This window comes from Roseomonas sp. CAU 1739 (assembly GCF_039839775.1).
Taxonomy (GTDB): Bacteria; Pseudomonadota; Alphaproteobacteria; order Acetobacterales; family Acetobacteraceae; genus Neoroseomonas.
The window spans coordinates 106,046-130,986 of sequence record NZ_JBDOQQ010000001.1; the positions used below are offsets into that span (position 1 = coordinate 106,046).

The 24,941-nt window shown below is 70.3% G+C and carries 23 protein-coding genes; 6 read left to right on the top strand and 17 right to left on the bottom strand.

The features are described from left to right. Positions 1-144: 144 nt before the first annotated feature. The 8 genes from purF to AAFN86_RS00485 all read right to left on the bottom strand — a co-directional run bounded on the left by purF (position 145) and on the right by AAFN86_RS00485 (position 9,273). Positions 145-1,605, bottom strand: a complete 1,461-nt coding sequence (gene purF / locus AAFN86_RS00450) for an amidophosphoribosyltransferase (RefSeq protein WP_347541220.1) — start codon at positions 1,603-1,605, stop codon at positions 145-147. Positions 1,606-1,618: 13 nt separating this feature from the next. Beyond that, entirely contained in the window at positions 1,619-2,176 is a 558-nt protein-coding gene (locus tag AAFN86_RS00455; RefSeq protein WP_347541222.1) for a CvpA family protein, read from the bottom strand. Positions 2,177-2,209: 33 nt separating this feature from the next. After that, positions 2,210-3,616 (bottom strand): DNA repair protein RadA, encoded by a 1,407-nt coding sequence (gene radA, locus AAFN86_RS00460; RefSeq protein ID WP_347541224.1) that lies wholly within the window; start codon positions 3,614-3,616, stop codon positions 2,210-2,212. An 82-nt stretch (positions 3,617-3,698) separates the two neighbouring features. Then, positions 3,699-4,703, bottom strand: a complete 1,005-nt coding sequence (locus tag AAFN86_RS00465; RefSeq protein WP_347541226.1) for an ABC transporter substrate-binding protein — start codon at positions 4,701-4,703, stop codon at positions 3,699-3,701. Between the two features lie 98 nt (positions 4,704-4,801). Further along, entirely contained in the window at positions 4,802-6,553 is a 1,752-nt protein-coding gene (gene asnB, locus AAFN86_RS00470) for an asparagine synthase (glutamine-hydrolyzing) (protein WP_347541228.1), read from the bottom strand. A 4-nt stretch (positions 6,554-6,557) separates the two neighbouring features. Continuing rightward, positions 6,558-7,583, bottom strand: a complete 1,026-nt coding sequence (locus tag AAFN86_RS00475) for a glycosyltransferase (protein ID WP_347541230.1) — start codon at positions 7,581-7,583, stop codon at positions 6,558-6,560. Further along, the gene (locus tag AAFN86_RS00480) at positions 7,580-8,350 is read right to left on the bottom strand and encodes a glycosyltransferase family 2 protein (RefSeq protein WP_347541232.1); all 771 of its coding nucleotides are present in this window, start codon (positions 8,348-8,350) and stop codon (positions 7,580-7,582) included. The genes AAFN86_RS00475 and AAFN86_RS00480 overlap by 4 nt, the downstream gene beginning before the upstream one ends. Next, a complete protein-coding gene (locus AAFN86_RS00485) occupies positions 8,347-9,273 on the bottom strand; it encodes a glycosyltransferase family 9 protein (protein ID WP_347541234.1) in 927 nt (308 codons plus the stop codon). The genes AAFN86_RS00480 and AAFN86_RS00485 overlap by 4 nt, the downstream gene beginning before the upstream one ends. Before the next feature lie 74 nt (positions 9,274-9,347). Between AAFN86_RS00485 and AAFN86_RS00490 the strand changes: the two genes are divergently transcribed. Together AAFN86_RS00490 and AAFN86_RS00495 are read left to right on the top strand one after the other, a co-directional pair. After that, a complete protein-coding gene (locus AAFN86_RS00490; protein WP_347541236.1) occupies positions 9,348-10,172 on the top strand; it encodes a folate-binding protein in 825 nt (274 codons plus the stop codon). Then, positions 10,169-10,630: an isoprenylcysteine carboxylmethyltransferase family protein gene (locus AAFN86_RS00495; RefSeq protein WP_347541238.1), complete on the top strand. Its 462-nt coding sequence runs from the start codon at positions 10,169-10,171 to the stop codon at positions 10,628-10,630. The genes AAFN86_RS00490 and AAFN86_RS00495 overlap by 4 nt, the downstream gene beginning before the upstream one ends. 122 nt (positions 10,631-10,752) lie before the next feature. Here AAFN86_RS00495 and AAFN86_RS00500 read toward each other — a convergent pair whose 3' ends face one another. Further along, positions 10,753-11,187: a GNAT family N-acetyltransferase gene (locus tag AAFN86_RS00500; protein WP_347541239.1), complete on the bottom strand. Its 435-nt coding sequence runs from the start codon at positions 11,185-11,187 to the stop codon at positions 10,753-10,755. A 69-nt stretch (positions 11,188-11,256) separates the two neighbouring features. Here AAFN86_RS00500 and AAFN86_RS00505 point away from each other — a divergent pair, with 69 nt between their 5' ends. Continuing rightward, positions 11,257-12,024 carry a polysaccharide deacetylase family protein gene (locus tag AAFN86_RS00505; RefSeq protein WP_347541240.1) on the top strand — a complete coding sequence of 256 codons (768 nt, stop codon included), beginning with the start codon at positions 11,257-11,259 and terminating at the stop codon, positions 12,022-12,024. A 209-nt stretch (positions 12,025-12,233) separates the two neighbouring features. Continuing rightward, positions 12,234-13,064, top strand: a complete 831-nt coding sequence (locus tag AAFN86_RS00510) for a hypothetical protein (RefSeq protein WP_347541241.1) — start codon at positions 12,234-12,236, stop codon at positions 13,062-13,064. 47 nt (positions 13,065-13,111) lie between these two features. On the opposite strand, the gene ppdK is transcribed toward AAFN86_RS00510, so the two are convergent. The 4 genes from ppdK to AAFN86_RS00530 are packed head-to-tail and all read right to left on the bottom strand — an operon-like array spanning position 13,112 to position 19,169. After that, on the bottom strand, positions 13,112-15,784 hold the full coding sequence (gene ppdK / locus AAFN86_RS00515) for a pyruvate, phosphate dikinase (protein WP_347541242.1): 2,673 nt from the start codon (positions 15,782-15,784) through the stop codon (positions 13,112-13,114). 13 nt (positions 15,785-15,797) lie between these two features. Then, complete coding sequence (glyS, locus tag AAFN86_RS00520) at positions 15,798-18,128, bottom strand: glycine--tRNA ligase subunit beta (protein ID WP_347541243.1); 2,331 nt, start codon at positions 18,126-18,128, stop codon at positions 15,798-15,800. Next, the gene (locus AAFN86_RS00525) at positions 18,121-18,306 is read right to left on the bottom strand and encodes a hypothetical protein (RefSeq protein WP_347541244.1); all 186 of its coding nucleotides are present in this window, start codon (positions 18,304-18,306) and stop codon (positions 18,121-18,123) included. Before AAFN86_RS00525 ends, glyS begins: the two co-directional genes overlap by 8 nt. Then, positions 18,303-19,169: a glycine--tRNA ligase subunit alpha gene (locus AAFN86_RS00530; RefSeq protein ID WP_347541245.1), complete on the bottom strand. Its 867-nt coding sequence runs from the start codon at positions 19,167-19,169 to the stop codon at positions 18,303-18,305. The genes AAFN86_RS00525 and AAFN86_RS00530 overlap by 4 nt, the downstream gene beginning before the upstream one ends. 145 nt (positions 19,170-19,314) lie before the next feature. On the opposite strand from AAFN86_RS00530, the gene AAFN86_RS00535 reads away from it, so the two are divergent. Beyond that, entirely contained in the window at positions 19,315-19,725 is a 411-nt protein-coding gene (locus AAFN86_RS00535) for a ketosteroid isomerase-related protein (RefSeq protein ID WP_347541246.1), read from the top strand. On the opposite strand, the gene AAFN86_RS00540 is transcribed toward AAFN86_RS00535, so the two are convergent. From AAFN86_RS00540 to AAFN86_RS00550, 3 genes are read right to left on the bottom strand one after another with little or no spacing between them, the layout of a single operon-like run. Continuing rightward, positions 19,685-20,581, bottom strand: coding sequence for a DMT family transporter (locus AAFN86_RS00540; protein ID WP_347541247.1), 897 nt, complete (start codon positions 20,579-20,581; stop codon positions 19,685-19,687). The genes AAFN86_RS00535 and AAFN86_RS00540 overlap by 41 nt on opposite strands. 7 nt (positions 20,582-20,588) lie before the next feature. Beyond that, positions 20,589-21,269 carry a nitroreductase gene (locus tag AAFN86_RS00545; RefSeq protein WP_347541248.1) on the bottom strand — a complete coding sequence of 227 codons (681 nt, stop codon included), beginning with the start codon at positions 21,267-21,269 and terminating at the stop codon, positions 20,589-20,591. Continuing rightward, entirely contained in the window at positions 21,266-22,603 is a 1,338-nt protein-coding gene (locus tag AAFN86_RS00550; RefSeq protein WP_347541249.1) for a dihydroorotase, read from the bottom strand. Before AAFN86_RS00550 ends, AAFN86_RS00545 begins: the two co-directional genes overlap by 4 nt. Before the next feature lie 116 nt (positions 22,604-22,719). Here AAFN86_RS00550 and AAFN86_RS00555 point away from each other — a divergent pair, with 116 nt between their 5' ends. Next, a complete protein-coding gene (locus AAFN86_RS00555) occupies positions 22,720-23,733 on the top strand; it encodes a patatin-like phospholipase family protein (protein WP_347541250.1) in 1,014 nt (337 codons plus the stop codon). Positions 23,734-23,829: 96 nt separating this feature from the next. Here the strand turns inward: AAFN86_RS00555 and AAFN86_RS00560 are convergent, their stop codons facing one another. After that, positions 23,830-24,855 carry an amino acid ABC transporter substrate-binding protein gene (locus AAFN86_RS00560; RefSeq protein WP_347541251.1) on the bottom strand — a complete coding sequence of 342 codons (1,026 nt, stop codon included), beginning with the start codon at positions 24,853-24,855 and terminating at the stop codon, positions 23,830-23,832. Positions 24,856-24,941: the final 86 nt, after the last annotated feature.

A 24,941-nucleotide genomic window follows, 5' to 3' on the forward strand; every position in this document is an offset into this window, starting at 1 on the left:
CTGGTGGCTGAAAATCCTGGCTGAACCGCCACGCCCGGCGCCTGAAACCCGCGGTCCAGGGGCCCGTTGGCCCCTGGCGGGGTGGCTTGGAGGGGCAGCGCCCCTCCAACCTGTGGGCGTGAGGGGAGCGACCCCGCGCCGGCCTCACTGCCCGGCGGGCTGCAACAGCGACAGCTGCTTGTCAGAGTTCGTCTGCCAATCCGTCAGCGGGATCGCATAATCCCCGGTGAAGCACGCATCGCAGAAATCCGGCTTCGAGGCGTCCCGCCCCGGCTTACCGAGCGCGCGATACAGACCATCCAACGAAATGAAGGCCAGGCTGTCCACCCCGATGATGCGCGCCATCTCCGCCACATCATGCTTGGCGGCCATCAGTTCCGCGCGCTCCGGCGTGTCGATGCCGTAGTAGCAGGAATGCGTCGTGGGCGGGGAGGAGACGCGCATGTGCACTTCCTTCGCCCCCGCCGCGCGCACCATTTCCACGATCTTGCGCGACGTCGTGCCGCGCACGATCGAATCATCGACCAGGATGACGCGCTTGCCTTCCAGCATTGGCCGGTTCGCCGAATGCTTCAGCTTCACGCCCAGGTTGCGGATCTGGTCGGTCGGCTCGATGAAGGTGCGCCCGACATAGTGGTTGCGGATGATGCCGAGTTCGAAGGGGATGCCGGCCTCGGAGGCATAGCCCATCGCGGCGGGCACGCCGGAATCGGGCACCGGCACGACCACATCGGCGGCCACGCCGGATTCGCGCGACAATTCCGCGCCGATCCGCTTGCGCGTTTCATAGACGGGCGTGCCCTCCATCACGGAATCGGGCCGCGCGAAGTAGATGTATTCGAAGATGCAGAAGCGGCTTTCGTGTCGGCCGAAAGGCTTCACGCTGCGCACGCCTTCCTCGTTGATGACGACGATCTCGCCGGCATCGATGTCGCGCACGAATTCCGCCGAGACGATATCCAGCGCGCAGGTCTCCGACGCCAGCACATAGCCGCCATTGGCCAGCCGCCCGAGCACCAGCGGCCGCACGCCCAGCGGGTCGCGCGCGCCGATCAGCGCGCCGTTGTGCAGCGCCACCAGCGAATACGCGCCCTGCACCTGCTTCAGCGCGTCGATCAGCCGGTCGAGCACGGTGGAATAGAGGCTGATGGCGATGAGGTGGATGAACACCTCGGAATCCGTGGTGGACTGGAACAGGCAGCCGCGGCGGACCAGCGCGCGCTTCAGCGCGGCGGCGTTGGTCAGGTTGCCGTTGTGGCCCACCGCGAAGCCGCCGAATTCGAAATCGGCATACAGGGGCTGGACGTTGCGCAGCGCCGTCTCGCCGGTGGTGGCGTAACGGTTGTGGCCGACCGCGGCACCGCCGCGCAGGGAGGCGATGACCTTCGCCTCGCCGAAATTGTCGCCCACCAGGCCGAGGCCCTTATGCGCGTGGAACAGGCCCTTTTCGTCGAGCGTGACGATGCCAGCGGCCTCCTGCCCGCGATGCTGGAGCGCGTGCAGTCCGAGCGCGGTGAGCGCGGCGGCGTCACCCCCGTTCCACACCCCGAACACGCCGCATTCCTCATGCGGCTTGTCGTCGTCCTGGTCGATGGTGGGGCGCATCGGTGGTCCTCGGTTATCGGCTGCGCGCGGGGGGACGCAGCAGGTCATCAACGGTCGGGCCACCCGGCCCGGGGGGTTCCACCAGCCGAGGCCGGTAGGCCTCGGGCATCCTTTCGATCACCCGGCGCGCACCGTCGGCGATGATCGGCAGCCCGCGCGCCTGCTTGACGGCGTTGGGCCAGGTGCCGGTCTCCGGGGCGAACATCCCCGCGAGGATATAGGCAAGCACGAGCACAAAGGCACCCCGCACCGCACCAAAGACCAGGCCGAGGACGCGATCGATGCCCCCCAGCATGGAATCCTGCACGCGGTCGGCGATCATGTTGGTGATGATCTTCAGGATGACCAGCACGACCAGGAACACCGTGCCGGTGCCGACGGCATCAGCCAGCATCGGAGGTTCGATCCAGCCTGACACATGGGGACGCAACGGCTCGCGCGCCAGGAAGGCCGCGCCCGCCGCGCCGACCCAGGCGGCGAGGCTCAGCACTTCGCGCACCAGCCCGCGGAAATAGGCGCAGACCGCCGAGATCACGACGACCGCGATGAATGCTGCATCAACCCAGTTCATGGCGCCCCCCTATAGCGACGGGTCCCGCCCGCGTCACCCGCCAGCCTTGCGTGGCTTGACGGTCTGCTCCGCGAAAACCGCAACCAGGTCGGCCATGTGCCCCGTCTCGGTCAGCGCGATGCCGTCCGGGGCGGCCGGCGCCTTGCCGCCGCGGGCAACCCGGCGGGGCAGGGTGGCGCGGCCGAAGCCGAGTTTGGCGGCCTCCCGCAGGCGCGCCTCGGCCTGGGAGACCTGGCGGATCTCGCCTGACAGGCCGACTTCGCCGAAATACACCCGGTCGGGATCGGTCGGCCGGTCGGTGGCCGCCGAGACCAGCGCGGCGGCCACTGCCAGGTCGGCCGCCGGTTCGGCGATGCGCAAGCCCCCGGCGATGTTCAGGTAGACGTCGTTCTGCCCGAGGCTCATGCCGCAACGGGACTCGAGGACTGCCATCAGCATCGACAGGCGCCCCGAATCCCAGCCCACCACCTGTCGGCGCGGGGACCCGCCCGAGGATGGCGACAGCAGCGCCTGGATTTCCACGAGCACCGGGCGCGTGCCCTCGATGCCGGCGAACACCGCGGAACCGGCGACATTGCCGCGCCGTTCGGCGAGGAACAGGGCGGAGGGGTTGGCGACTTCCACCAGCCCGGTGCCGGTCATCTCGAAGACGCCGATCTCGTCGGTGGCGCCGAAGCGGTTCTTGACCGCGCGCAGGATGCGGAACTGGTGGCCACGATCGCCTTCGAAATACAGCGTCGCATCGACCATGTGTTCCAGCACGCGCGGCCCGGCCAGCGTGCCTTCCTTGGTGACATGCCCCACCAGCACGATGGCGAAGCCGCGCGCCTTGGCGAGGCGGATCAGTTCGGCGGCGCAGGCGCGCACCTGCGCCACCGTGCCGGGGGCGGAATCGAGCGCGTCCAGCCACACCGTCTGGATCGAATCGATCACCACCAGCGCGGCCTCGCTCTCCTGTTCCAGCGAGGCGATGATGTCGCGCAGCGAGGTCGCGGCGGCGAGCGCCATGGGGCTTTCGGTCAGGCCAAGCCGCGCGGCGCGCAGGCGTACCTGCTCCACGGCCTCCTCGCCGGAGATGTAGAGGACGCGGCCACCCGCCGAGGCAACCCGCGCGGCAGCCTGCAGCAGGATGGTGGACTTGCCGATGCCCGGATCGCCGCCGACCAGCACGGCCGAGGCCGCGACCAGCCCGCCGCCGAGCACGCGGTCGAGTTCCGCGATACCGGTCGGAATGCGCGGCGGTGGCGCGGAATGGCCCTTCAGCCCGACGAATTCCACGCGCCGCCCGCCGCCCGCCTTGGCGGCCGGGCCGGGGCCGCGGGGGGTGGGGGTTTCCTCGGCAAGGGTGTTCCATTCGCCGCAGGCATCGCAGCGCCCCTGCCACTTCGGATAGGCCGCGCCACAGGCCTGGCAGACGAATTGGGTCTTGTCCTTGGCCATGGGCGACTCGGATCCGGCGGGTGTTGGGGCCGCCAGGGCTAGACGATTTCGCCGCCTGCGGCACGCGCCGCCATGCACCGGATCAGCGGATCACCAGGTCTGCGCGTGCCAGCAGGCCGGGCGGGATCGTGACGCCGATCTGGTCTGCGACCTTCGCGTTGAAGACCAGTTCGCGCCGCGTGATGACCTCGACGGGCATGGTGGCGGAAGGGGCGCCCTTCAGGATCCGGTCGACCATCGCGGGGATGCGCCGCCAAGTGTCGGTGACGGTGGTGCCAAAGGCGACGAGCCCGCCGACCCCGCCCATGCCGCCGGGGAACATCGCCGGCAGTCGCCGGGCCAGCGCCAGCGTCGCAATTCGCGCGCCCAGCGGGAAAACGAAGGGCAGTTCCAGCACCAGCACCGCCTGCGAGCGGCCGGCGTCGATCTCGGCGAAGACGGCCTCGAAATCCGCGGTGGGTGCTGCCGGGGTCGGGGCCGCCAGTTTCACGATTTGCGGCTGCAGGCCAAGCCCCTGCGCCGCTGCGATATTGGCGCGATCGATCGGCGCCAGGCCGGCGGCGTCCGCCCCCGGGATGGTACGGTCACTGAGGATGGCCACGCGCTCGAGGTTCGGCAGCAGCGCCTTCAGAACGTCGAATTGTGCCGGCGCCTGTCCGGTATCGAGGCTGGTAATCCCGGTGACATTGCGTCCTGAGGCCTCGTAGCTGGCGAGGAGGCCGATTGCGACCGGATCGGTGACGATGGCGAAGACAATCGGGATTGTCGCCGTCGCCCGCGCCGCTGCCGCGGAAGCCGGGCCGCCCAGCGTCACGATGACATCGACACCCTGCGAAGCGAGTTCGGCGGCCAGCGCCGGAAGGCGGGCAAGCTGCCCCTCGGCGAAGCGCGGTTCGATCGCGAAGTCACGCCCCCAGGTGTGGCCGAGCGACATGAGATCGGCGACGAGATGTGTATGGATGACGTCCCAGGTGGTGCCAGGCGGGCCGTTGAACAGGACGCCGATGCGGGATGTGCGGGATTGCGCCCGAACGGTGGGCGGTGCCGAGAAAAGGGCGCCCGCCAACAGCAGCAGCCTGCGTTGCATGGTCCTCTCCGCACCCCTTGGGGGCGCGGCACCATACGGCGAATTGTTGCGTATAAGGAAGTAAATCGTATGCCAGCCGCGGCTGGCGTCCACGCGCGTCAGGCCAGCGTGTCGAATACGTCCCCTCCGGCGGGCCGGCCCTCAACATGGCGCCGATGCCACAGCGCGTGGAACAGCAGGTGCCAGGCGGCGAAGCCCTCTCGCTTGCCTGCCGCCGCGCGGAACAACGGCAGGATGCGGTCGGGCTTGGCCACGGCCGCCACACCCGGCTGCGCGGCGACCAGCGGCGCCAGCCGGTCCGCCGCGTCCGCGATCCAGGCGCCGACCGGCACGGTGAAGCCCTGCTTCCTGCGGAAGGGCTCGCTGGCCGGGAAGTGCTGCGCCAGCCATTGCCGCAGGATCCATTTGCCCTGTCCGTCGCGCACCTTCATCGCATCCGGCAGGCGGAAGGCGGCCGCCGCGACGCCGGTGTCGAGGAACGGCGTTCGGCCTTCCACCGCATGCGCCATCAGGCAGCGGTCCAGCTTTGTCAGCAGATCGTTCGGCAGCCAGTCCGCGACATCGAGTGCCTGGGCCGCCTGCAATCGCGACCGTCCTGGGCTGGAGGCCGCCGCACTCGCGGCCTCGATGCCGTCGCGCCAATAGCGCGGCGGGGTGCGCAGCACGTCGAGCCGGTCGAAGGCGCCATGCGCGCGCATGGCCTTGCCGCCCAGCCACCAGGGTCGCATCGCCGAGCGATAGCGCCCGTAGCCGCCGAAGATCTCGTCGCCGCCTTCGCCGGACAGCACGACCTTCACCTCCTGCACCGCGCGCCGCGCGAGGAACCAGGTCGGGATGATGGCGTAGTCGGCCGCCGGGTCGTCCATGCAGGCGACGATTTCGGGCAGATGGCGGAACACCTCCTGCCGCGTCACATCGATGGTGACGTGGCGCGCCCCGGCCGCGGCGGCGGCATGCGCGGCGGCGGCCCGTTCATCGGCCGCGCCCGCCACGTCGAAACCGGCGGTGAAGGCCAGCACCGGGCGGTCGTTCAGCCGCGCCATCATCGCCAGTACGGCAGCCGAATCCGTCCCGCCCGACAGGAACATCCCATAGGGCACGTCGCTGCGCTGGTGCAGGTCGACCGATTGTTCCAGCGCGGCATCCAGCCGCGCGAGCGCGGCCTCCTCGGTGATGATCTCCGGTCCGCCGGCGGGCAGGGCGGCGCGGCGGCGGCGCTCGACGATGGTGCCATCGGCGATCACCACCGTCTCGCCGGGCAGCAGGCGGGTGATGCCCTCGAAGATGGTCTCCGCACCCGTGGTGAATTGCAGTTGCAGCAATTCGTGCAGCGCGGCCTCGCGCAGCCGCGGGGTGACCAGCCCGGCGGCGATCAGCGCTTGCGCCTCGGACGCGAAGGCGATGCCCAGCGGTGTTTCCGCCAGGTACAGCGGCTTGATGCCGAAGGGGTCGCGCGCCAGTACGACCTGGCGCGCCGCGCGGTCATGGATGGCGATGGCGTACATGCCGCGCAGCGCGTCCGCGAAGGCCGCGCCGTCGCGGCGGAACAGGTGCAGCGGCGGTTCGCAATCCGATCCGGTGGCGCAGGCCAGCACGTTGTCAGTGCGCAGTTCGCGGTAGTTGTAGACCTCGCCATTGGCGACGAGGCTGGCGGGCCCGGCATGCAGCGGCTGGTCGCCGGTCACCAGGTCGATGATGGCAAGGCGCGTATGCGACAGCGCGACATTGCCCTGGACGTGATGGCCGTGGCCGTCCGGGCCGCGATGCGCCAATGCGCGGGTCAGGGCCTCAAGCACGGTCGGGTCGGGGCGCGCCCCGGGTTTCAGCGCGAGGCCGGCGATGCCACACATGCCGTCAGGCTGCCTTGCGCCGCGGGGCGACGTCCACGAGGAAGCCGCGCCAGCGCGCTACCACGGCGGTCTCGGTGAACTCGCGCTCATAGGCGGCGCGGCCCTGCTGGGCGAGGCGCGCGGCGCGCTGCGGGCCTTCGGTGAGGCTGCGAATGCCGGCGGCGAGTGCCGCGGCATCCTCGATCGGTACCAGCAGGCCGGTCTCTCCCTCGGTGATGAGTTCGTCCGGGCCCTGGGCCGCGGCGGCGACGACCGGCCGGCCCGCCGACCAGGCTTCGAGCACGATATTGCCGAGCGGTTCATGGCGCGACGAACAGACGAAGATGTCGCTGGCCGCCAGCAGCGCGCCGATGTCGGACCGCCAGCCGAGGAAGGTCACGCGATCGGCCACGCCCAGTTCGCGCGCCAGGGCCTCCAGCGCACCGCGTTCGGGACCTTCGCCGGCGATGGACAGATGCGCATCCGGTGGCAGCGCGGCGAGCGCGTGCAGCGCGACGTCGAAGCCCTTGTTGCGATGCAGCCGCCCCATGGCGAGCAGCCGCGTCGCGCCCGGCAGTTCGGCGGGTTCGGCGCCGGCCAGATCGGCGGCGAAGTTCGGCAGGTAGTGCACGCGGTCGGCGGGCCAGCCCTGGGCAATGATCCAGCCGACGATGCCGCGCGTATTGCCCACCAGATGGTCGCAGCGGCGATAGTATTTCAGGTCGTAGTAGCCGCCGAGCCGCCCCACCAGCGTCCAGTCGCCCTTCGGCGCGAAGCGCGCCGCGCGATTCATCCAGGCCACCGTGACGGCGGGGGCGAAGCCCCTCAGCGCGCGCTGCAGCCGCACGCCCGTCACGACGTCGAACAGCCCGCCGAAGCCGAGTTCGACCGGCGTCAGTCCGCCCGCGCGCAGGCGTGCGGCGCGTTCGGCGTCGCGCCGGATCACCGGCAGGACATCGTCGCCCACCGCATGCAGGCCGAGGCAGAGCCGTTCGAAGAAGGCTTCGGCCCCGCCATGCGGGGCACCGGCCATGACCTGGGCGATCCTCATCGATGCCGGTCCGGTTCCAGCGCTGCCTTCAGGTAGGACAGCAGTGGAAACGCCCCGGTGCACAGCGCCAGCAGCACGCCCCAGCCGCCTTCCCGATACCCCTTGCGCGAGACGTAGGATTTGAACCCGCGCGAGAAGAAGCGCCGCACATTGGCGCGCAGCGTGCCGATATTGCCGCTGGCGATGAGGTCGGCCGCCTTCGCGGAGGAATATTTATCGAGCCGACGCAGCATGTCGGAGATGTCGCGATCCACCAGATGCACCAGCGCGCCCTGGGTGATCTTCGGCCCTTCCTGCCCGGTCCAGTCGAGTCCCGGATGCACCCGCTGCGGCCGCCACCGCTTGGCCCCGCGTCGTGACAGGCGCGGGACCGAGGTGGTGCCGAAGGACCCCGCCCAGCCGAAGCGGATCAGCCGCTCGCCGACATAATTGTCCACCGGCACCTGGTGCCAGGCATGGGGGCTGGTGGCGATGGTGGCGCGGATCGCGGCCGCCAGGGGCGCGTTGACCCGTTCATCGGCATCGACCTCCAGGATCCAGTCCCCGGTGCAGGCGTCGAGGCCGGCGTTGCGGCGCTCGCCTTCCAGTTCCCACGCACCTTCGATGATGGTGGCGCCGGCGACGGCGGCGATGGCCGCGCTTTCATCGGTGCTGCGGTCCAGCACCACCACGACCTCATCGGCGAAGGCGACGGAGGCGAGGCAGTCGGGCAGGCGGGCTTCCTCGTTGCGGGCGACGATCAGAGCGGACAGGCGCGGGGCGATCATGCCGCTTCCTCCGTCACCGGGCGCGCCAGCAGGGCGGTCGCCTGTTCCGCGACCCGGGTTGCCGGCAGCGCCCCCATCGGTGCCGCGCCCGGCGGTCCCTTGGCCAGCACGGCGAGTGCCCGCGCGCCGACCGGCGCGTATTCCGCGGCCGGGGTGGGGCCGAACAGCCCGACCGTCGGCGTGCCGGTCGCGGCGGACAGATGCATCAGCCCCGAATCATTGCCCACGAACAGCGCGCAGCGGGCCAGCACCGCGGCGGCCGCAGGCAGGTCGAGTGCGCCCACAAGGTCGATCGCGCCGGGCAGGCCGTCGAGCACCGTCGCGGCCATCTCCCGTTCCTGCGCGCCGGGGCCGCCGAGCACGGCGATGCGCGCGCCCTCCAGCGCCCCGCCAGGGCCGGTCAGCAGCCGTGCCACCGTCAGGAAGCGCTCCGCAGGCCAGACCTTGCGCACCCAGTTCGCGGTGGGTCCGAGGGCCAGCACCGGCCCGCCGGGGGGCAACAGCGCCTCGGCGCGGGCGGCTTCCGTCGGTCCGAACCAGGCGACCGGCCGGGGCGCCGGCGCCAGGCCGAGCGTCGCCGCGATATGCAGCAGCCGATGCCCCGGGCGCCGGCCGCCACGCATCACCGCGCGCCGTTTCGCCAACAGCAGCCAAGCGATGGCCGACCCGCGCAGGTCCACCACCAGGTCCCAGCGGGTGAAGGCCACCTGCCACCACAGGCCGAGCCAATGCAGTCCGAAGCGCTTCTTCTCGATGGGGATCAGCCGGTCCAGCGCGGGCATGCGCGCGAACACGCCTTCTGCCACGCGGCCGACGGCGATGGTGAAGCGCGCGTCGGGATGCGCGCGCATCAGATGATCGATGACCCCGGTGGACAGCACCGCATCGCCGATCCGGGTCGAGGTGATGAACAGGATGCGCACGGCGGGCGCCTTACCACGCCCGCGCGCCGGGGGGGAGGTTGCAGCGCGCGCCGATCCGCCTCACCTGTTGATGCATGTCAATCGCCCTGCTCCCCGACCGAGGCGTGCTGGAGGTGGCCGGCCCCGACCGTGCCGCCTTCCTGCAGGGCCTCGTCTCCAACGACGTGGCCGCGATTCCGGCCGGCCAGGCCGCCTGGGCCGCCCTGCTGACGCCGCAGGGCAAGTGGCTGGCCGATTTCTTCGTCATCCCCGCCGATGACGTGCTGCTGCTGGACGTCGAGCGCGCACAGGCAGCCAGCCTGGTGCAGCGGCTGTCGCGCTTCCGGCTGCGGTCGAAGGTGACGCTGCGCGATGTCTCGGCCGACTGGCATGTCCATGCGGCCTGGGGCGCCGCACCCGATGTCGCGGCGATCGTCGTGCCCGATCCGCGGCTGGCCGAGGCCGGCTGGCGGGTGCTGGCGGGGGCGGCGCTGCCTGCCGATGCAACGGCGGAGGACTATGATCGCCATCGCCTGGCCCTCGGCCTGCCGGATGGGTCGCGGGACATGGAGAGCGAGAAGTCGGTCCTGCTGGAAGGCGGCTTCGACGAGTTGAACGGCGTGTCCTGGTCCAAGGGCTGCTACATGGGGCAGGAATTGACGGCGCGGACGCGCTATCGTGGCCTGTTGAAGCGGCGGCTGGTGCCGGTGGACGTGACGGGCCCGCTGCCTGCCCCCGGCAGCGCCCTGGCCAATTCGACCGGCGCCGAAGTCGGCGAGATGCGTTCCGGCCGCGATGGGCAGGGGATCGCGTTGCTGCGCCTCGATGCGCTGGGCCGCGCGCCCTTTCGCGCGGGCGATGCGCTGGTGGTGCCCCGGATCCCCGGCTGGATGCGGCTGCCTGCGCGTGAGGAGGCGTGAACGCGGACGATCACGGGCCGGGCGTGCGGCTGCCGCCGCCGGTGCTTGTGGCCGCGCTGCTCGCCATCGCCTGGGTGTTGCACCGGGTCACGCCGGTGCCGCTCGGGCCGCCCCTGCCGGAGACCGGGGCGCTCGTGCTGTTCGCCGCGCTGGCGCTGATCGGTTGGGCGCTGCTGGTGCTGGTGCGGGCCGGCAACGATCCTCGCCCAGACAAGCCGGACGCGGCGCTGGTCGAAGCGTGGCCGTTCCGCTTCAGCCGCAACCCGATCTATCTCGGTTTCCTGCTGGCCATGCTGGGTTTCGCGCTGCGCTGGGGTGATTTGTGGGGCTGGGTGGCCCTGCCGCTCGGCCACCTGCTGCTCGACCGGCTGGTGGTGGCGAATGAGGAAGCCTACCTCGCGACCCGCTTCGGTGCGGCGTACGACGCCTATCGCGGGCGGGTGCGGCGCTGGGTCTAGAACCGCTTGCGTTCGCCTTGGCTCACGTCGGCGGCTCCGGCCTTTTCTTTTTCGAGCATCTTCAGCCGATCGGAATCTGCCCCGGGGTTCAGTGCCGGCGGCGGGTGCGTATCGCGGCGGTCTCAGCGCAGCGATTTGCGCAGGAAGGACCTGGCTTGCCCCGCCGGATACGCCTCCAGCAGCCCGAAGCGTTCATAGCCGAGCGCGCGATAGAACCCCTCCGCCTGGAAAGTGTCGAGCCAGGCGGCGTGGCAACCGCAGGCGCGCGCATGCGTCTCGGCCCGATGCATCAGCCCCCGCCCCACACCCTGGCCGCGCAGCGCGTCATCGACCCAGGCGGCCTCGATGAACAGCCAGCCCCAGCTCATCAGCCCGGCCACCCCGGCGCGCAGCCGCCCATCCGCATCGCGCAGCGCCAGGCCGAAGCGCCGCGCCTCATGCGGCACCGTCGTCCCGTGGAAGGCGTGGATGTGGTGGGCGAGTTCTGCGCGGAAGCCGGCCTCGGGTTCCTCCGCCAGGGTCATGGTGGTGCCATCGGGCCAGTCGTCGGTGTCCATGCGCTGGATCATCGACCAGCCTGAACGCCGATGCTACGCGTCCGTCCCCGATCGACCGGACCCGCCCCCATGTGCCTTGGCTGTCCTGAATTCGGCCGGCGCGGCGCCGTCCTTGCCGCCGCGCTGCTGCCTGTCGCGCTGGCCGCTGCGCCGGCGCGGGCGGAGGCGCATCTCATGCCGAGGCTGCGACTCGGCCCCAATCCGGGCGGGCCGCCGCGCGTCGCGCTGACGCTCGATGCCTGTTCCGGCCATGCCGATCTGCGCGTGCTGGGCGGGCTGATCCGACTGGGCGTGCCGGCGACGATCTTCGTCACCGGGATCTGGCTGCGCGCCAATCCCGATACGGTCGCGCTGCTGCGCGAAAGATCCGACCTGTTCACCCTGCAGAACCATGGCGCGCGGCATGTCCCGGCGGTGCTCGGCGGCGGGCGGCTGTATGGCGTGCCGGTCGCCGGCACGATCGAGGCGGTGCGCGCCGAAGTCGAAGGCGGAGCCGCCGCCATCATCGCCACTGGCGCGCCGCCACCAGGCTGGTTCCGCGGTGCGACCGCGATCTACAGCCCCGCGGCGCTCGCCGCCATCCGCGCGATGGGCTTTCGCGTCGCCGGCTTCTCGGTGAACGGTGATGAGGGGGCGTCGCTGCCCGCCGCCAGCGTCGCCGCCCGCATCGCCGCCGCGCGCGACGGCGACGTGGTGATCGCCCACACCAATCGTCCGAGCCGCCCGAGCGGACCTGGCGTGGTCGAGGGCGCGGCGCGGCTGGTCGATCGCGGCTTCAGGCTGGTGACGCTGGATGCCGGGGCGCTCGAGGAAAGCGACGCGCCGTCGCGGGTCTGATACCAACGGCCCGAGGTTTTGACTCGGGCCGACGCCGCGATTGCGGCGCGCCGGTAGTCCGGCGAAAGCCAAGCAGACCGGAGTTTGCGCCCGGCGTCTGAGGGCCGGAAAAGGCGAAATACCAACGGTCCATGACATGGGCCGTTGGTATGACCACGCGCTCTCCGCTCACCTCTCGTTGACGCTTTCCCCGGCAGAATATGCCGGTCATGCCGAGCACCCCCGCCACGCGCCAGGCCGCGCTGCCCACCTTGCCGGCCGTGGCCCCCGCCCGGGCCGCGAAGCATCGCGACTTCAAGCCGGAACTGGCGCGCGCCGCCGCCCCGGCGGTGCCGAGCCCCGCCCGCGCGGCGCCGGCCGTGGCGCAGCCCGCCATCGCGCGCGGGCCGGCGCCGGGCGCGACCGCCGTGGTCGCCCGCCCGCCTGACCCCGGCGCCACCGCCGCGGCCGCCCTGCGCCCCTGGGAGACCGGCCTGAATGCCGGGTTCCGCCAGCGCATCGCGGAAGCCGAACGCAGCGCCGAACACGCGGTGGATGGCTATGCGCTGCGCAATCCTGCCTCCGGCGCGCTTGGCCGGTATCAGTTCGTGCCCATGGCGCTGCGCGACATTGGCTGGATGAACGCCGATGGCGGGTGGACCGAGGCCGCCGCCCGCCAGGGCGTGACCGATGAGGCAGGCTTCCTCGCCAGCCCCGCGGCGCAGGAGGCGGCGATGTCGGCCTTCCTCGCGCGGCAGGAGACGATCCTCGATCGGGGCGGGACGCTGGCCGCGGCGGGGACATCCGTCACCGCGCTGGATGGGTCGTCGATCACACTGACCGAAGGGGCGCTGGTCGCCGCGGCGCATCGGCGTGGGGCAGGGACGCTGGCGCGGTATCTGGCGCATCGCCAGAACACGCCGGATGCGGCGCTGACGCCGGCGCAGCGCAGTGCCTTCGAGAGCGTGGAGGCGCGGCTGCGCGGTTTCGCCGAGGTCGCCTATGCCAGCGAAAGGCCGGGCAACCGCGTGATGGCGCGGCGGGGTGGGCCGGCGGCATAGGGCGGGCCATCGCCGATCATGCGATCGGCGAAGCGCCCGCCGCCTGATCAGGCGGTGCGGTCACCGCCGCCGCTGGCCAGCGCCGCCTGCGCGGCCGCCAGCCGTGCCACCGGCACGCGGTATGGCGAGCAGGAGACGTAGTCGAGCCCGACGCTCTCGCAGAAATGGATCGAGGACGGATCCCCGCCATGCTCGCCGCAGATGCCGAGCTTGAGGCCCGGCTTCACCCGCCGCCCCTTCTCGGCGGCGATGCGCACCAGGGCGCCGACGCCGTCCGGGTCGATCGACACGAAGGGGTCCTTGGGGAAGATGCCCTTCTCGACATACAGCGGCAGGAACTTGCCGGCATCGTCGCGCGACAGGCCGAAGGTGGTCTGAGTCAGGTCGTTGGTGCCGAAGGAGAAGAAGTCGGCGGCGTCGGCGATGGCATCGGCGGTGAGACAGGCGCGCGGCAATTCGATCATCGTGCCGACGCTGTAGTCGATGTGGTAGTCGGTCTCGGCGAAGACCTCCTGCGCGACGCGGTCGATCTGCGCGCGGGTGATCTCGAGTTCGCGGCGCGTGGCCACCAGCGGGATCATGATCTCGGGGTGCGGCGCCTTATGAGTCTCCTTGCCGATCAGGCAGGCAGCCTCGAAGATCGCGCGGGCCTGCATCTCGTAGATCTCGGGGAAGGAGATGCCGAGCCGGCAGCCGCGATGACCCAGCATCGGGTTGGCTTCCGACAGCTCCTGCGCGCGGCGGTGCATCGCATCGACATCGGCGCCGAGCGACTTCGCGACTTCCGCGATCTCGAAATCCGTATGCGGCAGGAATTCGTGCAGCGGCGGGTCGAGTAGGCGGATGGTGACCGGCAGCCCGGCCATGATGCGGAACAGGTCCACGAAGTCCTGCCGCTGGAAGGGCAGCAGCCGGGCGAGGGCAACGCGGCGGCCGCTTTCCGTCTCGGCCATGATCATCTGCCGCACGGCACCGATGCGCTCGGGGTCGAAGAACATGTGTTCGGTGCGGCACAGGCCGATGCCCTCGGCGCCGAACTTGCGCGCCGTCTCGGCATCGAGCGGGGTTTCGGCATTGGCCCGGACCTTCAGCCGCCGCACCTTGTCCGCCCAGCCCATCAGCGTTTCGAAATCGCCGGACAGCTGGGGTTCGACCATGGCGACGGAACCGACGAAGACCTCCCCGGTGCCGCCATCGATGGTCAGCACCTCGCCGCCGCGCACCTGGATGCCGCCGGAGGACAGCACCTGGTTGTTGTAGTCCACCGACACGCCGCCGCAGCCCGCCACGCAGGGCCGGCCCATGCCGCGGGCGACGACGGCGGCGTGGCTGGTCATGCCGCCGCGCGTGGTCAGGATGCCCTTGGCGGCATGCATGCCGTGGATGTCCTCGGGGGACGTCTCGATGCGCACGAGGATGACGGATTCGCCCTTCTGCGCGCGGGCCTCGGCCTCATCCGCGCTGAACACGACGATGCCCGACGCCGCACCGGGCGATGCCGGCAGGCCCTTCGCCAGCACCTTGCGCGGCGCCTTGGGATCGAGCGTCGGATGCAGCAGCTGGTCGAGTGCCGCGGGGTTCACGCGCTTGACGGCCTCGGCATGGTCGATCAGCCCTTCGCGCGCCATGTCCACCGCGATCTTCAGGCTGGCCGCCGCGGTGCGCTTCCCGTTGCGCGTCTGCAGCATGTACAGCTTGTTCGACTGCACGGTGAACTCGATGTCCTGCATGTCGGCGTAGTGGCGCTCAAGCGTCTCGCGCACCTTCACCAGTTCCGCATAGGCGTTCGGCATGGCCTTTTCCATGCTGCGCTCATGCGGCTTGGCCTTGAGCTCGGCCATGGGCTGCGGCGTGCGGATGCCGGCGACGACGTCCTCGCCCTGCGCGTTGATCAGATATTCGCCGTAGAAGATGTTCTCGCCGGTGGATGGGTCGCGCGTGAAGCAGACGCCCGTCGCGCAATCCTCGCCCATGTTGCCGAACACCATCGCCTGGACATTCACCGCCGTACCCCATTCGGCCGGGATGTCGTGCAGGCGGCGATAGGTGATGGCGCGCTGGTTCTGCCACGACCCGAACACCGCGCCCACGGCGCCCCACAGCTGGTCCCACGGGTCCATCGGGAAGGGCTTGCCGGTCACCTCGGCGACCATTTCCTTGTAGCCATCGACGACGCGATGCCATTCGGATGCGGTGAGCTCGGTGTCCTCGATCTTGCCGGTGTCGAGCTTGATGTGCTCGATGATTTCCTCGAAGCGGTGATGGTCCACGCCGAGCACGACGGAGCCATACATCTGGATGAAGCGGCGGTAGCTGTCCCAGGCGAAGCGGGCGTCGCCCGAGGCCACCACCAGCCCTTCGACCGTCGCGTCGTTCAGGCCGAGGTTGAGCACCGTGTCCATCATGCCCGGCATCGACACCCGCGCGCCCGAGCGCACCGAGACGAGCAGCGGCTTGTGGTGGTCGCCGAAGCGGTTGCCGACGGCCTGTTCGATCCGTTCGAGCCCCGCCTTCACCTGTGTTTCCAGCTCGGCGGGGTAGCGTTCCCCATGCTGGTAGTACCAGGTGCAGACCTCGGTGGTGATGGTGAACCCCGGGGGCACCGGCAGGCCGATCGAGGCCATTTCAGCCAGGTTCGCACCCTTGCCGCCGAGCAGGTTGCGCATCTCGGCGCGTCCCTCGTTGCGGTCGGCGCCAAAGCTATAGACCCACTGAGTCATCGCGGGCTCCCCCTCAGGCTTCGATCTTGGAGAAATCAGCGACCGCATCCATCGTGGCGCGGAGCCGGGCGAGTAGTTTCAAACGATTGCGGCGAAGTTCCGGCGCGGGGTCATTGACGATGACCTTGTCGAAGAAAGCGTCAACGGGCGCGCGGAGCGTGGCCATGGCGTCCATCGCGCGCTCGAAATCCTCGGCCGAGAGGTCGAGTTCGATGCGCGCGGCGGCGGCTTCGAGAGCGGCGGCGAGGGCGTCTTCCTCGGCGGCCTTGAGCAGGTGGTGTTCGTAGCCGGTGTCGAAGGCGTGGCCGTCGCGCTTTTCTTCGATGCGCAGGATGTTGGCGGCGCGGCGATGGGCGGCCAGCAGATTGGCGCCGGCGTCGGATTCGACGAAGAGCCGGACGGATTCGGCCCGGCGGAGCAGCCGGTTGAGGTCATCATCGGGCGTGGCACCGAGGACCGCGGTGACGACGTCGTGCCGTGTGCCCTCGGTGCGGAGCTGGACGCGGAGGCGGTCGGTGAGGAAGTCCATCAGTTCGTGGCCCAAGGCCGCGGCGGTCGGCAGAGCCACCGCATCGGTCGCCCGGAAGACGCGCGTCAATTCGCTCGAGGAGCCGGTCTGCGGGACAAGGTAAACGGCAATGCCGTGCTCACGCAGGGCCGGGACCTGGCCGAGATCCATGATGCGGACGAGGATCCGTTCATTCGCCGCCAGCTCCTCGCTTTCGAGCCGCGCCGTGACGTCCAGCATCTCCTGCCGGATCTCGTGGTTCCTGACGAGCGGTGCGATCTGCTTCGGCTCTGCGGCGAGCCAGGGCGAACCGCGCCACTGCTCGATGTAGCCGGCCATCGCCTGTTCGAGGACGCTGTGCAGGGCAATCCGCAGCCCGTTGTCCCGTACGATTCGGATGATCCCGAGTGCTGCGCGCCGCAGCGCGAAGGGGTCGCCCGAGCCGGTCGGCTTCTCCCCCACCGCGAAGAAGCCAGCGAGCTGATCGGCCTTGTCGGCCAGCGCCACGCTGATCGCGACAGTATCCGCCGGCACCTCATCGCCCGGGCCGAGCGGGCGGTAATGCGCGGCGACCGCCTCGGCGACCGCCGGCTTCTCCCTCTGGCCGAGCGCATAGTAGCGCCCCATCACGCCCTGCAGTTCCGGGAACTCGCCGACCATGCCGCTGGCGAGGTCGGCCTTCGCCAGCCGTGCCGCCCGCGCCGCATCATCGGGATCGGCGCCGACCTTGGCGGCGATGATCCGCGCGAGCCGCTCCAGCCGCGCCACCCGCTGCCCCTGCGTCCCGAGCTTTGCGTGGAACACCACGCTGTCGAGCTTCGGCAGGAAGTCCTCCAGCTTCTGCTTGCGATCGAGGTCCCAGAAGAACCGTGCATCGGACAGCCGCGCGCGCAGCACCCGCTCATTGCCTGCCACGATCGCCGCGCCGCCATCCGGTGCCGCGATATTTGCCACCACCGCGAACCGCGCCGCCGCCGACCCGTCCGGGCGGCGCAGCGCGAAATACCGTTGGTTCACGCGCATCGTCGTGCGCATCACCTCCGGCGGCAGGTCCATGAACGTATCGTCGATGCGCCCGAGCAGCGGCACCGGCCATTCCACCAGCCCGGCAACCTCGGTGACCAGCGCGTCGTCCGGCACCACAGCCAGCCCCTCGGCGGCGCACAGCGCGCCGATGCCTTCACGGATCAGCCGCGCGCGTTCGGCGGCATCCAGCACCACGCGGCGCTCGCGCAGCCCCTCGGCGTAATCCGCGAGGCCCCGCACCGCGAAGGCACCCGGCGCCATCATGCGATGGCCTTCCGTCACGTTCCCCGAAGCCAGCCCATGCCCATCATCATCGCCGGCTCGCAGGTCGAACGGCACCACCACGCCGTCCAGCACGCACAGGATACGCTTGAGCGGCCGCACCCAGGTCATGCCCGAGGTCCCGCCCCAGCGCATCGACTTCGGCCACGGGAAGGCGCGGATGATCGCCGGCACCGCGGCGGCGACCAGCGCGCGCGCCTGCACCGTCTCGCCCGGCTTGGACAGCACCCAGAACTGGCCTTCCTGCGTCAGCGCATCGCGGCTCGCGCCATGCTTGCGCAGGAAGCCGTCCAGCGCCTGGTCCGGCGCGCCGATGCGCGGGCCGCGTTCTTCCTTCCCCTCGGTCGTCACCGCGTCGCGCAGCAGCACGGCCAGGCCGATCCGCCGCGGACCATGGAAGGTCAGCGCCGGGGCTTCGATCAGCGCCGCGCAGCGTTCGGCGAACAGGCGCGACAGATCCTCCGCCGCCCGCGCCTGCATGCGCGCCGGGATTTCCTCGCAGAACAGTTCAAGAAGAAGCTCAGGCATCGTTGTCGCCTTGCGGGGCCGCACGGCGCAACGCGATCAACCGATCATGCACGGCCATTCCAACGGCGATCTCCGGGGAAACGCCAAGTAGGGTTGCGAGTTCGGACACCATCGCCGCCGCCTCGCCATCGAAGCGAAATCCATCCGGTGTCTTGATGACATCCTGCGGGGTTTTCACGCCGCCTTCTCCCCCGCCAGCCACGCCTCGCAACACCCCTTCGCCAGGTTGCGCACCCGCCCGATATAGGCGGCGCGCTCCGTCACGCTGATCGCCCCGCGCGCATCCAGCAGGTTGAAGCGGTGCGATGCCTTGATGCACTGGTCATAGGCCGGCAGCGCCAGCTTCTGTTCCAGCAGGGCCGCGCATTCCTTCTCCGCATCCTCGAAATGCCGGAACAGCATCCCGACATCGGCGTGCTCGAAGTTGTGAGCCGAGTATTCCTTCTCGGCGCGCAGGAACACCTCGCCATACTTCACGCCGTCATCGTTGAAATCCAGGTCGTACACGTTCTCGACCCCCTGGATGTACATCGCCAGCCGTTCCAGCCCGTAGGTCAGTTCGGCGGAAGGCTTCTCGCAGGCGATGCCGCCGACCTGCTGGAAATAGGTGAATTGCGTCACCTCCATCCCGTCGCACCACACTTCCCAGCCCAGGCCCCAGGCACCGAGCGTCGGGCTTTCCCAGTCATCCTCGACGAAGCGGATGTCGTGCAGCCCGGGGTCGATGCCGAGCGCACGATACGACTCGATCAGCAGCGCCTGCGGGTCGGGCGGCGAAGGCTTCAGGATCACCTGGTACTGGTAATAATGCTGCAGCCGGTTCGGGTTTTCCCCATACCGCCCATCCGATGGCCGGCGGGAAGGCTGCACATAGGCCGCCTTCCACGGCATCTGCCCCAGCGCTCGCAGCGTCGTCGCCGGGTGGAAGGTGCCGGCGCCGACTTCCATGTCATAGGGCTGGAGGATCACGCAGCCGCGCTCCGACCAGAAGCGGTGCAGGCGCAGGATGATGTCCTGGAAGCTCGGCGGCTTCTGCGGCATGGGGTGGTCCGGGTGTGCTGGTGTTGTTGCGGTGCACCTATAGGCGCACGGCCATGCCCCGGCAAGAAAAGGCAAGGAAACCGCCATTCGTGACGCGACCGGCCGGCCGCGCTATCGGGGCCGTGCCAGCCGAAGGAACCCCGCCTTGGACTCCGCCGCCCTGATCGCCGCCTACCTCGATGCCTTCAACCGCGGCGACCGGCCCGCCATGCTGGCGCTGCTGACGGACGACGTTGCCCATGACGTGAACCAGGGCGCGCGGGAGGTCGGCCGCGACGTCTTCGCCGCCTTCATGGCGCGGATGGACCGCTGCTACCGCGAAAGGCTGGTGGAGATCGTCATCATGGCCGCGCCGGATGGCAGCCGGGCGGCCGCGGAATTCATCGTTGAGGGCGAATACCTCGCCACCGACGAAGGCCTGCCCGAGGCGCGCGGCCAGGCCTATCGCCTGCCCGCCGGGGCCTTCTACGCCATCCGGGACGGGCGGATCGCGCGGGTGACGATGTTCTACAACCTCACCGACTGGCTGGCGCAGGTCCACCGCGCGCCGTCGTGACGATCGCGACACCGCCCAGCACCACCACGCCGCCGGCGAGCACCTGCCAGGACGGCACCTCGCCCAGCCAGGCCGTGGCGATCAGGATCGCGAAGACCGGCTGGATGTAGCCCACCATCGCCGCATCCGCCGCCCGTGCCCGCGTCGCCAGGCCGAGGAACAGGGTCAGCGGAATGGCGGTGGCGAAGATCGCGAGGAAGATCCCCAGCACCCAGACCTCGGTCGGCTGCACCAGCACGCCCGGCCCGTCGACCGCCAGCGCCAGCCCGCCCGAGACCACCCCCGACACCGCCTGCTGGCCCAGGGCGAGGGCCGCGGCCGGCCCTCGCGGCGCCATGCGGATCCAGATGGTGCTGATGGCATAGGAACAGGTCGCCGCCAGGATCAGCGCCGCCCCCACCATCGTGCCGCCGCCCAAGCCGCCCGAACCCACCACCAGCGCCATGCCGAGGAAGCCCACCCCCACGCCCGCCAGCATGCGCGGCGTCGGCTTTTCCCCCGGCAGCAGCAGCCCGGCGAGCAGGGTGATGATCAACGGCCCGGCCGCCTGCACGAGGGAGGCCGGCGCGGCTTCCATCCGTTGCAGCGCCATCGGGATCAGCGTGTTGGGCAGCACGCCGGCGAAGGTGCCGAGCATCAGCGAGGCCACCGCCACCTGGCGCGTGATGCCGCCGAGGCCGCCGCGCAGCCACAGGAACAGGAAGACGACGACCGCCGCCAGCACCCCGCGCAGCCCCGCCATGGCGAAGGGCGAGAGGAAGGCCGAGAGGTAGCGGATCAGCGGATAGGTCGCGCCCCACAGCGCGGCGATGGTGATCAGCCGCAGCCACAGCGCCGCCCCGGTCAGTGGCGGCATGGCGCGCTCAGCCCCAGCCGAGGAAGCGGCAGAACTCCCGCGCCGGTGCGCGCTCGGTCACCAGCGTGTTGACCACCGCATCCGGGTCGGCCTGGCCCAGTGCCATGCCGCAGACCACGACTTCACCCTCGGGGATCGGCAGATGCGCGCGGATCGTCCCGTGATGTGAGGCAAAGGCCGCCTGCGGGCAGGTATCCAGCCCCATCCCCCGCGCCGCCACGGTCACATTGCCGAGGAACATGCCGTAGTCGAGCCACGACCCGATCTCGAGCCGCCGGTCGATGGTGAAGATGATGCCCACCGGCGCGCCGAAGAAATCGAAGTTGCGCGCATGCTGCGCCTGCATCTTCCCGCTCTCGCCGCGATTGATGCCGAGCAGCCCGTACAGGTCCCACCCCACCTTGCGGCGGCGCGACAGGTAGGGCTCGGGGAAGGTCTCGGGGTAGTAGCGGTATTCGCTCTCGCCATGCCGGCCGGCCATGTGGTCGGCGACCAGCGCGGCGGACAGTTCACGCAGCGGTTCCCCGGTCACGGCATAGCCGCGCCAGGGCTGCATGTTGGTCCCCGACGGCGCGCGGGCTGCGATGTCGAGCAACCGTTCCACATCCTGCCGGGCCACCGGGGCGGGCAGGAAGGCGCGAATGGAACGGCGGCCGGCGATTGCCGCCGCGACCGGGTCGTCCGTCACGCGCGATGGGTGTCGGCGAAGGAGACCGGCTTGCCCAGCGGCGCGCCCTGCACCTCATCCTCGCGCATCGCCACATGGCCGCGGATGATCGTCATGGTTGGCCAGCCCGTGCAGACCGTGCCGTCGAAGGGTGTCCAGCCGGCCGGCGTGGCCAGCCAGTCGTTGCGGATCATCCTCTGGCGCTTGAGATCGACCACCGTGAAGTCGGCATCGTAGCCGGCCGCCAGCCGCCCCTTGTTCAGCGCGCCATACACCCGCGCGGGACCGGCGCACATCAGGTCCACCAGCCGTGAGATCGACAGCCGCCCGGAGGTGACATGGTCGAGCATCAGCGGCACCAGCGTCTGCACGCCGGTCAGGCCGGCCGCGGTGTCGGGCCAGGGCCGCTGCTTGGCCGCCAGCGAATGCGGCGCATGGTCGGATCCGATGCAATCGACGGTGCCATCGGCCACCGCACGCCAGGCGGCTTCCAGATGCCGCGCATCGCGGATCGGCGGGTTCATCACCGCCAGGCCGCCGAGCCGGTCATAGGCCTCGTCCGTCTGGGTCAGGTGGTTGAGCAGCACCTCGACCGTGCAGATGTCGCGGAAGTCGCGCAGATAGGCCAGTTCCTCGGCCGTCGAGACATGCAGGATATGGGCGGGCCGGCCGGTCTTGCGGGCGATCGCCATCAGCCGCCGGGTGCCCAGCATCGCCGTTTCCACATCGCGCCATTCCATGTGGTTGCGATGGGGCATGCCGGCGGTGAACATCGGCTTGCGCGCCTGCAGCCGGTATTCATCTTCCGAGTGGTAGCAGATGCGCCGGCGGCCGGACCGCATCACCGCTTCGAGGCTGGCGTCGTCTTCGACCAGCAGGTCGCCGGTGCTCGACCCGGCGAAGACCTTCACCGCGCAGACATTGGGCTGCAATTCGAGGTCTGCCAGTTCGGCGATGTTCTTCTTGGACGCGCCGACATACAGGCCGACATCGCAATAGGCGCGACCTTCCAGGAAGTCGCGCTTCTCATCGAGGATGTCGCGGCTGATCACCGACTTCGCGGTGTTCGGCATGTCGAACACCGCGGCAAGCCCGCCCAGGATCGCCGCCTTGGTGCCGGTCTCGATCGATTCCACGGCCGGGTCGCCCGGGTCGCGCAGATGCACATGCGGGTCGATCAACCCGGGCAGCACATGCAGGTCGCGGCAGTCGACGACCTGGGCTGCCTCGGCGGTGCGCAGGTCGCCCAGCGTGGCGATGCGGCCGTCGCGCACCCCGACATCGGCGGCCTCGACGCCCCAAGGTGTCACCACATGCCCGCCACGGAGGAGGAGGTCGAAGCGTTCGGCGGTCATCGGCGGGGCTCCCTGCTGGTCGGGCGTCCTTGTCGCACCGCCGCCCGCCGCCCGGAAGTCCCGCCCGGCCGCCACACGCGCAACCGCGGCACTTGTCGGTGCGGCAGCGGCGGCCCATGTGCCATGTTGCAATGCGGCAAATTCTCGACCCGACACCCCGGCCGCTCGCCCTGGCCCTGCAGGGCGGGGGGTCCTTCGGCGCCTTCACCTGGGGCGTGTTGGACAGGCTGTTGGCGGAACCCTCGGTGCCGCTCGCCGCGGTCAGCGGCGCGAGTGCAGGGGCGGTCAACGCCGTTCTCCTGGCCGACGGCCTCGTGGCCGGCGGGCGCGAAGAAGCCCGCGCACGCCTGGCCCGCTTCTGGCACCTGCTGTCCGACCGGGCAGGGATGGCGGGGCTGCCGGTGCTCGGCTCGGTGCTCGCCATGGCGGAACTGCCGATGCCGCCCTTCGGCTTCACCTTGCCGGGGCCGGATCCGCTCAAGGACCTGCTGGGCGACCTGGTCGATTTCCGGCGGCTGCGCGCCGAACGCCCGGTGCCGCTGCTGATTGCCGCGACCCGCGTGCGCGACGGCGAAGCCCGCATCTTCCGCGAGGACGAGATCACGCTCGACGCCGTGCTGGCCTCCGCCTGCCTGCCGCTGCTGCGCGAGGCGGTGGTGATCGACGGCGAGCCGTACTGGGATGGCGGCTACAGCGCCAATCCGCCGTTGCGCGACCTGATCCGCGCGACGACCGCCGAGGATCTGCTGCTCGTGCAGCTGGCCCCCGATGCGCGCGAGGGCAGCCCGCGCCTGCGGCACGACATCCAGCATCGGTCGCTGGAGATCGCGTTCTCCGCCCCGCTCAGGCGCGAATTGCAAGCGATCGAGGATATGCGCAGCCTGTGCGCCGAGGCGCTGGCGCTGCGTCCTTCGCTGTGCCGGCAGCTCGATCGGCTGCGGCTGCACCGTCTTTCGATGTGGGACGAACTGGGCGACGCCGCCGGCGCCAATCCGGCCAATGTGTCCTGGCCCTTCATCAGTCGCCTCGCCGAGGCGGGACGAGTGGCCGCAGGCCGATGGCTGGACGAAGCCGGGGCAGGCACGCCGGGGCAACCGGGCGGGGATTGGTCGCCCGGCACGGGGGCCTGAGCGTCAGGCGAGCGCCGCCCCCCGCGGCCGTTGGTCAGCCGAGGGGCGGGCGTCATCGCCGCATCGGTCGGATGCCGGCGGGCACCGGCCAGCCCGTCAGCGCATCGGCGGTGCGTAGTGAAGCCCGCCGCGGTTCCACAGGTTGTTGATGCCGCGCTCGATGCCGATCGGCGTGATGTTGCGCTCCCACACCTCGCCGTAGTTGCCGACCTGGCTGACGATCCGTGCGGCCCAGTCATTCGTCAGTCCCAGCCCTTGGCCAAGGTCGCCGATACGGCCCATGAAACGCTGTATGTCCGGATTCGTGCTCCCGGCGACGCTGTCGATATTGCCGCTGGAGATGCCGAGTTCCTCGGCCGCGACCATGGCGTTGTGCGTCCAGCGCACCGCATTGAACCAACGCCAGTCGCCTTGGCGCACGACGGGGCCGAGCGGTTCCTTCGAGATGATCTCGGGCAATACGACGAAGGACTCGGCATTGGCACCCTGGCTTGCCCGGAACGCCGCGAGTGCGGAGACATCGAGGGTGAAGACATTGCAGCGGTCCGCGAGGAATGCGGCGCGCAGATCCTCGATGGTTGCCACCGGCAGGGGCGTGTAGCGCATGGTGTGGGTGCGGAAGTAGTCGGCCGTGATGGTTTCCGTCGTCGTGCCCGGCAGCACGCAGATCGTCGTGCCGTCCAGTTGCCGGACCGCGGAGATGTTGGTGGCCCGCTTCACCATGAAGCCTTGGCCGTCATACATGTTCACGCCGGCGAAGGCGACGCCGAGCGTGGCTTCACGGCTCAGCGTCCAGGTGGTGGTGCGCAGCAGCACATCGATCTCGCCCGATTGCAGCATGGCGAAGCGATTGGCGGTCGTCGGCGTGACGAAGCGCGTCCTGTTCGCGTCACCGAGCACGGCGGCGGCGATGGCGCGGCAGTAGTCGACATCGATGCCCCGCCAGACGCCGCTGCTGTCGGGTTGAGCGAATCCGACGGTGGAGGGGGTCACGCCGCAGGTCACGACGCCGCGCGCCCGCACGGCCGCCAGCGTGTCGGCCGTCGGCTGCGCCGACGCCTGGTGTGCTGCGAAGGCCAGGGTCGCGATGACGCCTGCAGAGGCGAGCAGAGCACGTGACATGGCGGCGGCTCCTGCTGGCGCCGCTGCCGCCACACCCCATGCGCGTCGGCCGGTGTCTCGGGCGCTCAGTTGCCGTTTTGATGCAT